Source organism: Kosakonia sp. S42 (assembly GCF_016624785.1).
In the GTDB taxonomy this organism is placed as follows: Bacteria; Pseudomonadota; Gammaproteobacteria; order Enterobacterales; family Enterobacteriaceae; genus Kosakonia; species Kosakonia cowanii.
This window is the reverse complement of the sequence record NZ_JACVTW010000002.1, coordinates 404,709-419,176: the sequence shown is the minus strand read 5'-3', so window position 1 is coordinate 419,176 and position 14,468 is coordinate 404,709. Positions and strand designations below refer to the sequence as shown.

Annotated in this window: 20 protein-coding genes; 9 read left to right on the top strand and 11 right to left on the bottom strand. The window is 56.0% G+C overall.

The window, feature by feature from the left end; all coding sequences use genetic code 11:
- The first annotated feature begins 96 nt into the window (after positions 1-96).
- Both elbB and mtgA read left to right on the top strand, forming a co-directional pair.
- Positions 97-750, top strand: coding sequence for an isoprenoid biosynthesis glyoxalase ElbB (elbB, locus tag IAE50_RS05410; protein WP_094422264.1), 654 nt, complete (start codon positions 97-99; stop codon positions 748-750).
- A complete protein-coding gene (gene mtgA, locus IAE50_RS05405) occupies positions 747-1,478 on the top strand; it encodes a monofunctional biosynthetic peptidoglycan transglycosylase (protein WP_200579752.1) in 732 nt (243 codons plus the stop codon). The genes elbB and mtgA overlap by 4 nt, the downstream gene beginning before the upstream one ends.
- On the opposite strand, the gene npr is transcribed toward mtgA, so the two are convergent.
- The 11 genes from npr to IAE50_RS05350 all read right to left on the bottom strand — a co-directional run bounded on the left by npr (position 1,479) and on the right by IAE50_RS05350 (position 9,400).
- Positions 1,479-1,751 carry a PTS phosphocarrier protein NPr gene (gene npr / locus IAE50_RS05400; RefSeq protein ID WP_023481048.1) on the bottom strand — a complete coding sequence of 91 codons (273 nt, stop codon included), beginning with the start codon at positions 1,749-1,751 and terminating at the stop codon, positions 1,479-1,481. It abuts the gene before it with no gap.
- Positions 1,748-2,602, bottom strand: coding sequence for an RNase adapter RapZ (rapZ, locus tag IAE50_RS05395; protein WP_023480906.1), 855 nt, complete (start codon positions 2,600-2,602; stop codon positions 1,748-1,750). The genes npr and rapZ overlap by 4 nt, the downstream gene beginning before the upstream one ends.
- Before the next feature lie 45 nt (positions 2,603-2,647).
- Entirely contained in the window at positions 2,648-3,139 is a 492-nt protein-coding gene (ptsN, locus tag IAE50_RS05390; RefSeq protein WP_023480947.1) for a PTS IIA-like nitrogen regulatory protein PtsN, read from the bottom strand.
- An 80-nt stretch (positions 3,140-3,219) separates the two neighbouring features.
- Positions 3,220-3,507 carry a ribosome hibernation promoting factor gene (hpf, locus tag IAE50_RS05385; RefSeq protein ID WP_200579751.1) on the bottom strand — a complete coding sequence of 96 codons (288 nt, stop codon included), beginning with the start codon at positions 3,505-3,507 and terminating at the stop codon, positions 3,220-3,222.
- Between the two features lie 22 nt (positions 3,508-3,529).
- Positions 3,530-4,963: an RNA polymerase factor sigma-54 gene (rpoN, locus tag IAE50_RS05380; protein ID WP_200579750.1), complete on the bottom strand. Its 1,434-nt coding sequence runs from the start codon at positions 4,961-4,963 to the stop codon at positions 3,530-3,532.
- A 48-nt stretch (positions 4,964-5,011) separates the two neighbouring features.
- Entirely contained in the window at positions 5,012-5,737 is a 726-nt protein-coding gene (gene lptB, locus IAE50_RS05375; RefSeq protein WP_076769257.1) for an LPS export ABC transporter ATP-binding protein, read from the bottom strand.
- Positions 5,738-5,743: 6 nt separating this feature from the next.
- Positions 5,744-6,304, bottom strand: coding sequence for a lipopolysaccharide ABC transporter substrate-binding protein LptA (lptA, locus tag IAE50_RS05370; protein ID WP_042713870.1), 561 nt, complete (start codon positions 6,302-6,304; stop codon positions 5,744-5,746).
- Complete coding sequence (gene lptC, locus IAE50_RS05365; RefSeq protein WP_042713872.1) at positions 6,273-6,848, bottom strand: LPS export ABC transporter periplasmic protein LptC; 576 nt, start codon at positions 6,846-6,848, stop codon at positions 6,273-6,275. The genes lptA and lptC overlap by 32 nt, the downstream gene beginning before the upstream one ends.
- A complete protein-coding gene (gene kdsC, locus IAE50_RS05360; protein WP_023480796.1) occupies positions 6,845-7,411 on the bottom strand; it encodes a 3-deoxy-manno-octulosonate-8-phosphatase KdsC in 567 nt (188 codons plus the stop codon). The genes lptC and kdsC overlap by 4 nt, the downstream gene beginning before the upstream one ends.
- A gap of 14 nt (positions 7,412-7,425) precedes the next feature.
- The gene (gene kdsD, locus IAE50_RS05355; RefSeq protein ID WP_023481006.1) at positions 7,426-8,412 is read right to left on the bottom strand and encodes an arabinose-5-phosphate isomerase KdsD; all 987 of its coding nucleotides are present in this window, start codon (positions 8,410-8,412) and stop codon (positions 7,426-7,428) included.
- Positions 8,413-8,425: 13 nt separating this feature from the next.
- A complete protein-coding gene (locus IAE50_RS05350) occupies positions 8,426-9,400 on the bottom strand; it encodes a calcium/sodium antiporter (RefSeq protein ID WP_042713876.1) in 975 nt (324 codons plus the stop codon).
- 230 nt (positions 9,401-9,630) lie between these two features.
- Between IAE50_RS05350 and mlaF the strand changes: the two genes are divergently transcribed.
- The 7 genes from mlaF to murA all read left to right on the top strand — a co-directional run bounded on the left by mlaF (position 9,631) and on the right by murA (position 14,429).
- Complete coding sequence (gene mlaF, locus IAE50_RS05345; protein ID WP_042713878.1) at positions 9,631-10,443, top strand: phospholipid ABC transporter ATP-binding protein MlaF; 813 nt, start codon at positions 9,631-9,633, stop codon at positions 10,441-10,443.
- A gap of 7 nt (positions 10,444-10,450) precedes the next feature.
- Positions 10,451-11,233, top strand: coding sequence for a lipid asymmetry maintenance ABC transporter permease subunit MlaE (gene mlaE / locus IAE50_RS05340; RefSeq protein WP_023480856.1), 783 nt, complete (start codon positions 10,451-10,453; stop codon positions 11,231-11,233).
- Between the two features lie 4 nt (positions 11,234-11,237).
- On the top strand, positions 11,238-11,789 hold the full coding sequence (gene mlaD / locus IAE50_RS05335; RefSeq protein ID WP_023480973.1) for an outer membrane lipid asymmetry maintenance protein MlaD: 552 nt from the start codon (positions 11,238-11,240) through the stop codon (positions 11,787-11,789).
- Between the two features lie 17 nt (positions 11,790-11,806).
- The gene (gene mlaC, locus IAE50_RS05330; protein ID WP_023481036.1) at positions 11,807-12,445 is read left to right on the top strand and encodes a phospholipid-binding protein MlaC; all 639 of its coding nucleotides are present in this window, start codon (positions 11,807-11,809) and stop codon (positions 12,443-12,445) included.
- Entirely contained in the window at positions 12,442-12,735 is a 294-nt protein-coding gene (mlaB, locus tag IAE50_RS05325; protein ID WP_042713885.1) for a lipid asymmetry maintenance protein MlaB, read from the top strand. The genes mlaC and mlaB overlap by 4 nt, the downstream gene beginning before the upstream one ends.
- Positions 12,736-12,861: 126 nt before the next feature.
- Positions 12,862-13,116: a BolA family iron metabolism protein IbaG gene (ibaG, locus tag IAE50_RS05320; protein WP_023480818.1), complete on the top strand. Its 255-nt coding sequence runs from the start codon at positions 12,862-12,864 to the stop codon at positions 13,114-13,116.
- Between the two features lie 53 nt (positions 13,117-13,169).
- The gene (gene murA / locus IAE50_RS05315) at positions 13,170-14,429 is read left to right on the top strand and encodes a UDP-N-acetylglucosamine 1-carboxyvinyltransferase (RefSeq protein ID WP_124967182.1); all 1,260 of its coding nucleotides are present in this window, start codon (positions 13,170-13,172) and stop codon (positions 14,427-14,429) included.
- Positions 14,430-14,468: the final 39 nt, after the last annotated feature.

Genomic DNA, 14,468 nt, shown 5'->3' with positions numbered 1-14,468 from the left:
AATGATTTGTTACAGCAATCAGTGAAATGTGTGAAGCAAGGCTTCCTTATCAAAATTTTTAGTTATTGACCGCAATTCGCAGAAAGGATGTTTGGCATGAAAAGAGTCGGCGTTGTTCTTAGTGGGTCTGGTGTGTATGACGGTTCCGAGATCCACGAAGCGGTAATTACCCTGCTGGCGCTTGCCCGCAACGGCGCAGAGGCCGTCTGTTTCGCGCCCGATAAAGCACAAAGTGATGTTATCAATCACCTCACCGGCGAAAGCATGGCGGAAAGTCGTAACGTGCTGGTGGAAGCCGCCCGCATTACCCGCGGCAAGATCGCGCCACTGGCGCAGGCATCAGTAAACGATCTGGATGCGCTGATTGTCCCCGGCGGCTTTGGCGCGGCGAAAAACCTCAGCAGCTTTGCCAGCCTCGGCGGCGACTGCGAAGTGGACAGCGATCTGAAAAGCCTCGCGCTGGCGATGCACGAGGCTGGAAAACCGCTCGGTTTTATGTGTATTGCGCCAGCGACGCTGCCGAAAATTTTCGACTTCCCGCTGCGTCTGACCATCGGGACCGATGTCGATACTGCTGAAGTTTTGGAAGAGATGGGCGCGGAGCACGTGCCGTGTCCGGTGGACGATATTGTTGTCGATGAAGAGAACAAAGTGGTGACCACGCCGGCTTATATGCTGGCGGAAGATATTGCCCAGGCGGCAACAGGAATTGAGAAGCTGGTGACGCGCGTGCTGGTATTGTGCGAATGAAGCGAGGCGGAGGCGGTAAGCTGAAGGCCGCGCTGAAACGTCTTCTTCTGCGTGTTCTGTTAGTGCTGGTGGCCTTCTGGGGCGGCGGTATTCTGCTGTTCAGCTTCTTACCCGTGCCGTTTTCCGCAGTGATGGTCGAGCGGCAGCTGAGCGCGTGGCTGAGCGGGGATTTTAGCTATGTCGCCCACTCGGACTGGGTCAGCATGGATGAGATCTCACCGTGGATGGCGCTGGCGGTGGTTGCCGCTGAAGATCAGCGCTTTCCCGATCACTGGGGATTAGATGTGGAGGCGATCGAAAAAGCGCTCTCGCATAATGAAAAGCATGAGAACCGCATTCGTGGCGCTTCGACACTGTCGCAACAGACGGTGAAAAACCTCTTTTTGTGGGACGGTAAAAGCTGGCTGCGAAAAGGGCTGGAGGCGGGCCTGACGGTAACAACGGAAGCGGTATGGACGAAACGGCGTATCCTGACGGTCTACCTGAATATTGCGGAGTTTGGTGACGGCATATTTGGTGTTGAAGAGGCGTCGCAGCGCTATTTTCATAAACCCGCGAGCCGCCTGACAATGTCAGAAGCCGCGCTGCTGGCGGCGGTGCTGCCGAACCCGATTCGTTATAAAGCGGCAGCGCCTTCAGGTTATGTGCGTAACCGTCAGGCGTGGATCATGCGCCAGATGCAACAGCTGGGTGGCGAAGGCTTTTTGCAGAGTAACAACCTGCATTGATTACTCTTCGTCGAACCCGGCGATAAACAGCGCCACCACCGCCGCCAGCGCTTCCTCTTCCTGAGGGCCGCTGGCTTCGACTTCAATCTGTCGGCCTTTGGCGGAATCCAGCATCAGCAGAGCGATCACGCTGCTGGCTTCCGCTTCGGTACCCTCTTCGTTACGCAGCAGCACTTCCGCGTCAAAGCCCTGTACCAGTTCAAACAGTTTCATCGCCGGGCGCGCGTGCATGCCCAGTTTATTGGTGATCTCAACGGTTTGTTTTACGGTCATGTTTTGCGTTTTTCCAGCGTACGGTGACGGGACTGCACGTTTTTGCCGCGCGAGCGGAAGTAGTCCGCCAGCTGTTCGGCGATATAGACAGAGCGGTGTTTACCCCCGGTACAGCCGATGGCAACCGTCAGGTAGCTACGGTTGTTGGTCTCCAGCATCGGCAACCAGAGCTCGAGGTAACTGCGCGTCTGGTAGATGAAGTTATGCACTTCGGTGTGCCTGTCGAGGAATGCAGCGACGGGCTTATCGAGGCCGGTCATCGGACGCAGTTTCGGATCCCAGTGCGGGTTCGGCAGGAAGCGCACGTCAAAGACGTAATCGGCATCGATAGGAATGCCGTGCTTGAAGCCGAAGGATTCGAAGACCATGGTCAGCTCGCGCTCGCGTTTGCCTAAAAGGCGCGTGCGCAGCATCTCTGCCAGCTCATGCACCGACATCTCTGAGGTATCAACAATCAGATCGGCACGCGAACGCAGCGGCTCAAGCAGATTGCTCTCTTCATCGATGGCGCTCTCCAGCGACAGGTTTTTGCTTGAGAGCGGATGCAGGCGGCGCGTGTCGCTGTAGCGGCGGATCAGGGTGTTGCGATCCGCATCTAAAAAGAGCAGCTGCGGCGAAAACGCCTCCGGCAGATTGCTCATCGCCTGCTCAAAGATCTCCGGCGACTCCGGCATGTTGCGCACATCGATACTGACGGCGGCAGAGATCTGGCGATCGGCGAGGGTTTGCGCCAGCTCCGGCAACAGCACAACCGGCAGGTTATCAACACAGTAGAAACCCATATCTTCCAGTGCGCGTAGCGCCACGGATTTCCCTGAACCCGAACGACCACTGACGATCATCAGGACCATGGGGCATTTCTCCTCAGAACGACTGACAAGTAGAGTCTTACCCGGTTACGCATCGCCGCGCTCGCCTTCTGTCTGCGTGATGATCTCATAGAGCTCTTCATCACTCTGCGCGCCGCGCAGGCGCCGACAAATGGTTTTATCTGCCAGCCGCTTGGCGACCAGCGAAAGGGTGTGCAGATGCGTTTTGGTTTGATCTGCCGGCACCAGCAGGGCAAAGAGCAGATCGACGGGTTGATTATCGATAGCGTCGAAGGCAATCGGCGTTTCGAGTTGCACAAACACGCCGACGGCGCGCAGTGTATCTTCTTCGAGCTTGCCGTGGGGAATGGCGATACCGTTACCAATGCCGGTACTGCCCATTTTTTCACGCGTAAGAACCGCTTCGAAGACCACCTGCGGCGGCAGACCTAACTGTTTCGCCGCCAGCTCGCTGATAATTTCCAGCGCGCGTTTTTTACTCTGGCAGTGAACGCCGCTACGGGTACATTCCTGGTTAAGCACTGTGCTCAGTTGAAGAGCCGAATCGTTATTCATCATAATTTCACCTAAGCGACGCCGGAGCCAGCACCCAACCGGGTTGCGGTCGGGTGCAACGCGCCAGACGGACGCCCGGACAATTAGTGTTGTTTCAGTTTATCTTTATGCTTCGTGAGCTGCCGCGCCAGTTTATCAATTAAACCGTCAATAGCAGCATACATATCTTGTCCTTCCGCACTGGCATGCAGTTCGCCTCCATTCACATGCAGCGTGGCATCTGAAATGTGCGCCACCTTTTCCACTTTCAACACAACATAAACCTGATTAATCCTGTCGAAATAGTGCTCCAGCTTGGCGAATTTGCTGTTTAAAAACTCGCGCAGGGCATCGGTAATCTCAACGTTTTGTCCGGTGATGTTTAGCTGCATAGTGTCTTCCTTATCGGTTGGGTCACACCAGCTGTTTACGCTGGTTAGACGGCGGAATGGATAAAGATTCTCGATACTTCGCAACGGTTCGCCGCGCGACCATGATTCCCTGATTGGAAAGCAGCGTCGTCAGCTTACTGTCGCTCAGCGGTTTTGCAGGGTTTTCCGCGGCGATCAACTTCTTCACCAGTGCGCGAATAGCCGTGGAGGAGGCTTCGCCACCGCCTTCGGTATTCACATGGCTGGAGAAGAAGTACTTCAGTTCAAAAATGCCGCGAGGACTGTGCAGGTACTTCTGGGTGGTAACACGAGAGATAGTGGACTCGTGCATCTCGACGGCCTGGGCGATATCCGCCAGCACCATCGGTTTCATAAATTCTTCGCCCTGCTCAAAGAACGCCTGCTGCTGCTCGACGATGCAGCGGCTGACGCGCAGCAGCGTGTCATTGCGGCTCTCCAGGCTTTTGATCAACCACTTCGCTTCCTGCAAATTACTGCGAATGAACTGCGTATCGGCGTCGTTACGCCCGCCGCTGCCCATCGCTGCATACTGCTGGTTGATCTTAAGACGCGGAATGCTGTCGGCGTTAAGCTCAACCGCCCAGCGCCCGTTGTGTTTGCGCACCAGCACATCGGGGATCACATACTCTGGCTCGCTGGTCTGGATCGACTGCCCGGGGCGCGGATCGAGCGACTGGATCAGATTGACCGCCTCTTTCAGCACATCCTCTTTCAGGCGCGTCAAGCGCATCAGCGAGCGGAAGTCATGATTGGCCAGCAGATCGAGATGATCGCAGATAATCAGCCGGGCCTCTTCACACCACGGTGTCGCTTTGGCGAACTGGGAGAGCTGAACCAGCAGGCAGTCGCGCAGATCGCGCGCGGCAACGCCAACGGGATCGAAACGCTGAACGCGCTTTAGCACCGCTTCGACTTCATCCATGCCGATCTCGTCGTTCCCCATGCTCTCGAGGATCTCCTCAAGCGTCACGGTGAGATAACCAGTTTCATCCACGGCATCAACGATCGAGGTCGCAATGGCGCGATCCGTATCGGAGAAGGGGGTCAGCTCAACCTGCCACATCAGGTAATCCTGTAGCGACTGGGTGGTTTCACCCTGGTAGATCGGCAGTTCATCATCAATGTAATCGTTACTGCTGCCGGACGGGGTGCCTGCGGTATAGATCTCATCCCAGCTGGCATCCAGCGGCAGTTCGTCAGGCATCTCTTTCTGTTCGAGTGCATCCGCAGTGTCCAGGCCATCTTTTTCCTGAACCTGTTCGCTATCCACTTCTTCGTGAAGATCGGTTTGTTCCAGCAGTGGGTTGCTCTCCAGCGCCTGCTGAAGTTCCTGCTGAAGTTCCAACGTGGACAACTGCAAAAGGCGAATGGCCTGTTGCAGTTGCGGCGTCATGGCTAGCTGTTGGCTAAGCCGTAGTTGCAAACCTTGCTTCATATTCAGAGCAGCACTCTCCGACAAAAAATGTCAATAAACCTTACCCTATCAGAGTCTGAAGTCTTCCCCAAGATATACGCGCTTAACATGTTCGTCTTCAAGGATTTGCTGCGGCGTGCCGTGGGCGATGAGATGCCCCTGGCTGACAATATAGGCGCGCTCACAAACGGCCAGCGTTTCGCGCACGTTATGGTCGGTAATCAGCACCCCAAGCCCGCTGTCACGCAGATGCTCGATAATGCGTTTGATGTCGATAACCGAGATCGGGTCAACGCCCGCAAAGGGTTCATCGAGCAGGATAAATTTCGGGTTTGCCGCCAGTGCGCGGGCAATCTCGACGCGGCGACGTTCACCGCCGGAGAGCGCCTGGCCCATGCTGTCGCGCAGGTGATCGATATGGAACTCTTCCATCAGCTCGTTGGCGCGATCTTCACGCTGTTCCGTGGTGAGATCGTCACGAATCTGCAGCACCGCCATCAGGTTGTCATAGACGCTGAGGCGACGGAAGATCGACGCTTCCTGCGGTAAATAGCCGATGCCGCGACGCGCGCGCGCATGCAGCGGCAGCAGGCTGATATCTTCATCATCAATAATGATGTTGCCGGCATCGCGCGCAACAATCCCGACCACCATATAGAAGGTGGTGGTTTTCCCTGCGCCGTTAGGGCCAAGCAAACCGACGATTTCACCGGAGTTAACGGTCAGACTGACGTCTTCGACCACGCGACGGCCTTTATAAGCCTTAGCGAGATTCTTTGCAGTTAATGTTGCCATAACGGATTAGTTACTCTTCTTTTGCGCCGGGGCCGGGGCGGATTTATTGCTCTTGTCCTGTAACTGCGACGGTACCAGCACAGTAGTCACGCGCTTACCTTTGTCGCTGAACGCCTGCATCTTCTGCTCTTTCACCAGGTAGGTGATTTTGTCACCAGCAATATTGCTGTCTAACTGCTCGAGATAGGCGTTGCCGGTCAGGATGACGAAATCTTTTTCCAGTTCGTAGTGCATTTGCGAGGCGTGGCCTTTAACCGGCTTACCGTTGTCCTGCATCTGGTAGAAAGTGGCCGGATTGCCGTAACCGTCAATGATCTCTCTGCCTTGCTGGCCGCCCGGGCGGGTGACCACGACCTTATCGGCGTTGATCTTAATCGTCCCCTGCGTCACCACGACATTGCCGGTGAAGGTGACAACATTCCCCTGCATATCCAGCGACTGCTGATCGGAGTCGATGTGGATCGGCTGGTCGGTATCCCCGGTCACAGCGAGCGCCGGAAGCGCGGCAGCGAAGAGCGTACTCGCCAGGAGAAGATTAAGGCTGCGTTTGTTTGTTTTGAATTTCATAGGAGCTTCTAACCTTTTCAATCAGCTCGGCGTTTTTGCTGCGTAAATTGCCGCGCATTTTCAGGCCGGTGGAATTAAATGTTGTTCCGTATAACGTAACCTGATCGTCTGAGAAAACATCCTGGGTGACCAGGTTGATCCGGGCGTTATCCGTGGTGATTCTGCGTAATTGTGCGTCCGCAGTCAGCGCGTTAACTTCGACATGTCCATAGAGGTAAAGCATTTTGTCGTCGGTGAGCTTTGCTTTATCCGACTTGATAGACCAGGTCGGAACTTTGTTCTCATCGAAGGTGGTTAACACCGGTTTGGCAAACCAGCTAACACTATCGGCAGAGTAGTACTCCACGTTCTGCGCGATCAGACGATAGTTCAGCGCGCCCTCCGGGCTGTAAACGACAGTATCCGTATGTTGGCTTTTATAAGTCGGATCTGAATTGTTCGCTGCGCTCTGTTCCGGCGCATCCTGAGTGGTGAAGTTAATACCAATCAGAACCAGTGCGACCAGCGCCAGCAGAATAATGACCCAACGTCTGGTTTTACTCATATTGATTGCCCTTTGGCTTCATCCAGCTTGCCCTGTGCCAGCAGCAGTAAGTCACACACTTCACGCACCGCGCCGCGACCGCCGTTAATCCGCGTCACGTAATCGGCGCGCGCGCTGAGCAGCGGGTGCGCATCGGCAACGGCCACGCTCAGGCCAATCTCCGCCATCACCGGCCAGTCGATCAAATCGTCGCCGATATAGGCAACCTGATCCGCCGTCAAATCGAGGCGGGCAAGCAGCTCCCGATAGGCGATCATTTTGTCTGATTGCCCCTGGTAGAGATGGGTGATGCCTAGCGTTTCGCAGCGATCTTCTACCAGTTTAGCGTTACGCCCGGTAATGATCGCCATCTCGATACCGGAGGTGAGGGCGCTGCGAATGCCATAACCGTCGCGAACATTGAACGCTTTTAGCTCTTCACCATTATTGCCCATATAGATGAGCCCGTCGGACAGCACGCCATCCACATCGAGGATCAGCAGGCGAATCTTCGCGGCTTTCTCCATGACTTGCGTGCTTACCGGCCCATAGCAGGTAGCAAGCGACGCGCCAGCATTACTCATTCTTATGTCCTTCTTTACACCACGCCCGCGCGCAGTAAGTCATGCATATGTAACACACCCAGTAACTGCTCACCATCGGCAACCAGTACACAGGTAATGTGACGGGATTGCATCAGGTTAAGGGCATCGACCGCCAGCGTATTGGGCCGCACGCGCACGCCGCCTGGCGTCATCACATCGGCGATGCCGAGGCTGCGCACATCGGCGCCCATATCAAACACGCGACGCAGGTCACCATCGGTAAAGATACCTTCGATCTTCATCAGATCGTCGCAGATCACCGTCATACCTAAATTCTTACGCGTGATCTCCAGTAACGCATCACGCAGGCTGGCCTCTTTGCTGACGTGTGGGATCTCATCCCCGGTGTGCATGATGTCATTCACACGCAGCAGCAGTTTGCGGCCCAGCGCGCCGCCCGGATGGGAGAGGGCAAAATCTTCGGCGGTAAAGCCGCGCGCTTTCAGCAGCGCCACGGCCAGCGCGTCGCCCATTACCAGCGCTGCGGTGGTGCTGGAGGTCGGCGCCAGCCCCAGCGGGCAGGCCTCTTTCGGCACTTTTACGCATAAATGGATATCCGCCGCGCGCGCCATGCTGCTCTCAGGGCGGCTGGTCATGCAAATCAGCGCGACCTTGAGGCGCTTCAGCACAGGGATGAGCGCGAGGATCTCGTTGGACTCACCGGAGTTCGACAGCGCAATCACGACATCCTGCGGGCTGACCATACCTAAATCGCCGTGCGCGGCTTCACCGGGGTGGACGAAAAAGGCGGGCGTGCCGGTGCTGGCAAAGGTCGCCGCCATCTTCCGGCCGATATGACCCGATTTGCCCATGCCCATCACCACGACTTTGCCAGCACAATAAGCGATGCTTTCGCATGCGCGGGTGAAATCTTCATTAATGTACTGATCCAGCTGTGCGAGGCCTTCACGTTCAATCGCCAGAACTTCTTTGCCGGCTTGTTGAAAGTCAAAACCCGGCTGCAAATCTATTTGCGACATAGTGCGTATCCGATTATCCCGTCAAAAGCGGCGACAGCCAGTAGAGCATCGCCAGCCATATGATAAACCCACCGAACAACAGCCCCCCGACAGCACGACTGATCTGCTTGCGTCGCCAGCAGATCAGCGCGAAAAGGGCACTGACCAGCACCATTACCCCGTAATCGCGCGTGAACGCCATCGGGTTAAAGCTGCCTGGCGCAATCAGTGCCGGCAAGCCAAGCACGATCGCGATATTAAAAATGTTGGAGCCGATAAGGTTGCCGATGGCGATATCGTCTTCCCCTTTGCGCGCGCCCGCGATGGCGGTGGCAAGCTCAGGAAGGCCGGTACCGATGGCAATAACCGTCAGGCCGATAGTCAGTTCGCTGATGGCGAAGAAGTTCGCCACCACCGTGGCGTTATCCACCACCATGCGTGTCGCCATCGGCATGATAATCAGCGCGACGCCCAGCCAGAGGCAGGCAACCGACACACTTCCCTCTCGCGGCAGCTCGGCCAGCTGCTCGCGCGTCAGGCTATCATTACCCTGGCGTTCGGCCAGACGGGCGATTTTAACAATGAACACCAGCCATAGCACGGCTAATAACAGTAAAAAGATGCCGTCTATGGGCGTAAGCCGCCCATCATACAGCACGACGCCCGCCAGCAGGCTAGCTACTAAGGTTAACGGCAATTCACGGCGCAGAATATCGGAATGCACGGTAAAAGGGTGTAACAGCGCGGCAACGCCGAGGATCAGCAGGATATTGGTGATGTTCGATCCGATGGCGGTGCCGATAGCGAGATCGAGCTGGCCATGCAGTGAGGCGGCGACAGAGGTGATGATTTCCGGCAACGAGGTGCCAATACTGACCACCGTCATGCCAATAATTAATGGCGGAATACCAAGAGCGCGGCAAAGAATGGAGGCGGCAAACACCAGACGATCGGCACTGTAGACCACAAGAAGTAAACCAATTATCAATAGCGCCGTCGCTAAGAGCATCTAACGTCCTTTCTTCAGGTATAATTTCGCCGTTTCGCAGGCCGCTATACCGGGTTAAAACCGGAACTTCCGCGTAGCGTAATGATTCCTAATTTTGACTTTATGCGGCTCAAAAGTAAAACAAATGCCAGCTTTCGCTAACCTGGGCGGGTAATATTCTGTAAAAATGCTGGGTTCGTGATGATATCAAGCGTAATGCTTGCAGCCCACAGGGTGATAAGGAAGAGGAAATGAGCCAGACAGTGGCGAATTTGGTCGATGTTCGTGGCGTCAGCTTCTCCCGAGGCAACCGCCCGATCTTCGACAATATTTCACTGACCGTGCCGCGCGGGAAAATCACCGCCATTATGGGGCCGTCAGGGATCGGTAAAACCACCTTACTGCGCCTGATTGGCGGGCAGATCCCGCCCGATAGCGGCGAAATCTTATTTGATGGCGAAAACGTGCCGGCAATGTCGCGTTCGCGCCTCTTCACCGTGCGCAAAAGAATGAGCATGCTCTTTCAGTCCGGCGCGCTCTTCACCGATATGAATGTGTTCGATAACGTCGCCTATCCGCTGCGCGAACATACCACGTTGCCACCGGCGCTGTTGCACAGCACGGTAATGATGAAGCTCGAAGCGGTCGGGCTGCGCGGTGCGGCGAAATTGATGCCCTCTGAACTCTCTGGCGGTATGGCGCGGCGTGCGGCGCTGGCGCGCGCGATTGCGCTGGAACCGGATCTGATCATGTTTGATGAACCCTTCGTCGGCCAGGATCCCATTACCATGGGGGTGCTGGTGAAGCTTATCTCTGAGCTGAACAACGCGCTGGGCGTCACCTGTATCGTTGTTTCCCATGATGTGCCGGAGGTGTTGAGCATCGCGGATTACGCCTATATTGTGGCGGACCGGAAAATTGTCGCCCACGGCAGCGCGCAGGGGCTGCAGGATAATAGCGATCCTCGCGTCCGTCAGTTCCTTGATGGCATCGCCGACGGGCCGGTTCCGTTCCGCTATCCTGCTGGTGATTACCAGCGCGATCTTTTAGAAACAGGGAGTTAATACACTCATGCTGTTAAATGCACTGGCTGCGCTTGGCCATCGTGGGATCAAAACGATCGCGACGTTCGGGCGTGCCGGGTTAATGCTGTTCAACGCCCTGGTTGGCAAGCCGGAGTTTCGCAAACACGCGCCGCTGCTGATCCGCCAGCTCTATAACGTCGGTGTGCTGTCGATGGTCATTATCCTCGTCTCCGGCGTCTTTATCGGCATGGTGCTGGGGCTACAGGGGTACCTGGTGCTGACAACTTACAGCGCGGAGACGAGTCTTGGCATGCTGGTGGCGTTATCGCTGCTACGCGAGTTAGGCCCGGTTGTTGCCGCACTGCTGTTTGCCGGACGCGCAGGCTCGGCGCTTACCGCAGAGATTGGCTTGATGCGTGCCACCGAGCAGCTCTCCAGCCTCGAGATGATGGCGGTCGATCCTTTACGTCGGGTCATTTCGCCGCGTTTCTGGGCGGGCGTCATCTCTCTGCCGCTGCTGACGGTTATGTTTGTCGCGGTTGGTATCTGGGGCGGCTCGCTGGTGGGCGTTAACTGGAAAGGTATCGACAGCGGCTTTTTCTGGACTGCGATGCAGAACGCCGTCGACCTGCGAATGGATCTGGTTAACTGTCTGATTAAAAGCGTGGTCTTTGCCATCACCGTGACCTGGATTGCGCTGTTTAACGGTTACGATGCGATCCCGACTTCGGCCGGGATCAGCCGCGCGACAACACGCACCGTTGTGCACTCCTCGCTGGCCGTTCTCGGTCTGGATTTTGTGCTCACCGCATTGATGTTTGGGAATTGAGTTCATGCAAACGAAAAAAAGTGAAATTTGGGTCGGCCTGTTTCTTCTGCTGGCGTTACTGGCAGGGCTCTTTATCTGCCTGAAAGCGGCGGATGTCGCCTCGATGCGTACAGAACCGACGTACCGCGTTTATGCCACCTTTGACAATATCGGCGGCCTGAAAGCCAATTCGCCGGTGCGTATCGGCGGGGTGGTGATTGGGCGCGTATCGGATATCTCCCTCGACCCGAAAACGTATCTGCCGCGCGTGACGCTGGATATCGAAGAGCGTTACAACCAGATCCCGGATACCAGCTCGCTGGCGATCCGCACATCAGGCCTGCTGGGCGAACAATATCTGGCGTTAAACGTCGGGTTTGACGATCCCGAGATGGGAACATCTATGCTTAAGGAAGGCAGCACAATTCAGGACACCAAGTCCGCGATGGTGCTGGAAGATCTCATTGGTCAGTTCCTTTACAACAGTAAAGGTGGCGACAATAAGAATTCAGGCGATGCGGCGGCGCAAAATGAAGGGAATACTCAACCTGCGCCGTCTGCGGATCAGACGCATTAACGAGGAGAAGTGACGCAATGTTTAAACGTCTCATGATGGTTGCTCTGCTGGTCGTTGCACCGTTGAGCTCGGCTTTGGCTGTTGATCAAAGCAACCCGTACACCGCAATGCAGGGGGCGGCGAAACAGACTTTCGATCGCCTCAAAAATGAACAACCGAAAATCCGCGCGAACCCGGATTACCTGCGCGAGGTGGTCGATCAAGAGCTGCTGCCCTATGTCCAGGTGAAATATGCCGGCGCGCTGGTGCTGGGCCGTTATTACAAAGAAGCGACCCCTGCGCAGCGTGATGCCTACTTCAAGGCGTTCCGCGAATATCTGAAGCAGGCATACGGTCAGGCGCTGGCGCTCTACCACGGCCAGACTTACCAGATCGCCCCGGAACAGCCGCTGGGCGATGCCACTATCGTGCCGATTCGCGTCACCATCGTCGATCCGAACGGTCGTCCGCCGGTACGCCTCGATTTCCAGTGGCGTAAAAACAGCCAGACCGGCAACTGGCAGGCTTATGACATGATCGCTGAAGGCGTAAGCATGATCACCACCAAGCAGAATGAGTGGAGCGATCTGCTGCGTACTAAAGGTATCGATGGCCTGACCGCTGAGCTGCAGTCTATCTCCCGCCAGAAAATTACCCTGGACGAGAAGAAGCAATGACCCAGCAGCTAAGCTGGTCGCGTGACGGCGAGCGCCTGGTGTTGCTGGGCGAGCTGGATCAGGACGTGTTAAATCCTTTATGGGATGCGCGCGCAGAGGCGATGAAAGGGGTAACCACCATCGATCTGCAGGGCGTAACACGGGTTGATACCGCAGGCGTCGCGCTGCTGGTTCATCTGGTTGAACTTGGTAAAAAGCAGGGCACGGATGTGACGCTGCTGGGCGTAAGTGAGAATGTGAGCACCCTCGCGGCGCTCTATAACTTGCCGCAAAGTGCCTTGCCACGCTAATTTTTTCAATACGTTACTATTTAAAGCCCCGTCCAGAGAGTGGATGGGGCTTTTTGCTTATTTAAGACCGTCGCACTTTCCTCTAAGATGTGTGACTGTTTTCACTTTTAGATGATATTTACGCCCATGGAAAATCATGAAATCCAGACCGTGCTGATGGAAGCACTCTCTCTCCAGGAAGCCCACGTCACTGGCGATGGCAGCCATTTTCAGGTTGTCGCTGTGGGTGAAGTTTTTGACGGCATGAGCCGGGTCAAGAAGCAGCAAACCATCTATGGCCCGCTGATGGAGTACATCGCGGATAACCGCATTCATGCCCTGTCGATCAAAGCGTATACGCCGCAAGAATGGGCGCGCGATCGCAAACTCAACGGCTTTTGAGCGCTGGCGGTATGATCCGCCGCGCGTGTGAATTCTTAACAGAGATCAGATAAATGGATAAGTTTCGTGTACAGGGGCCAACGCGTCTCCAGGGCGAAGTGACAATTTCAGGTGCCAAAAACGCCGCACTGCCGATTCTTTTCGCCGCGCTGCTGGCCGAAGAGCCGGTCGAAATCCGCAACGTGCCGAAACTGAAAGATATCGACACGACCATCAAGCTGCTGAGCCAGCTCGGTACCAAAATTGAGCGTAATGGCTCGGTGTGGATCGATGCCAGCAAGGTGAACGTCTTCTGTGCGCCGTACGACCTGGTGAAAACCATGCGCGCTTCGATTTGGGCGCTGGGACCGCTGGTTGCCCGTTTCGGCCAGGGGCAGGTTTCGCTCCCGGGCGGTTGCGCGATTGGCGCGCGTCCGGTCGATCTGCATATCACCGGTCTTGAGCAGCTGGGCGCGGAGATTAAGCTGGAAGAGGGCTACGTTAAAGCCTCTGTCGACGGCCGACTGAAGGGCGCGCACATTGTAATGGACAAAGTGAGCGTTGGCGCGACGGTGACGATTATGTCCGCTGCGACGCTGGCTGAAGGCACCACCATTATCGAAAACGCCGCGCGCGAGCCGGAAATTGTCGATACCGCCAACTTCCTCAATACGCTCGGTGCCAAAATTACCGGCATGGGCACTGACCGCATCACCATCGAGGGCGTAGAGCGCCTTGGCGGCGGTGTGTATCGCGTGCTGCCGGACCGCATCGAAACCGGGACCTTCCTGGTGGCTGCGGCGATCTCCGGCGGAAAAATTGTTTGTCGCAACGCCCAGCCGGATACGCTGGATGCCGTGCTGGCTAAACTGCGTGACGCGGGTGCGGATATTGAACTGGGCGAAGACTGGATTAGCCTTGATATGCACGGTAAACGTCCGAAAGCCGTTAACGTGCGTACCGCGCCGCATCCGGGTTTCCCGACAGATATGCAGGCGCAGTTCACGCTGCTGAACCTGGTGGCTGAAGGTACCGGTGTGATCACTGAAACCATCTTCGAGAACCGCTTCATGCACATCCCTGAGCTGATTCGTATGGGCGCTCATGCAGAGATTGAGAGCAACACCGCGATTTGCCACGGCGTAGAGAAGCTCTCCGGCGCGCAGGTGATGGCGACCGATTTGCGTGCATCGGCGAGCCTCGTGCTGGCTGGCTGTATTGCGGAAGGGACGACCTATGTCGATCGCATCTACCACATCGATCGTGGTTATGAGCGTATCGAAGATAAGCTCAGCGCGCTGGGCGCGAAGATTGAGCGTGTGAAGGGCGAATAACCTCTACACCATTAAAAAAGGGAGCGAAAGCTCCCTTTT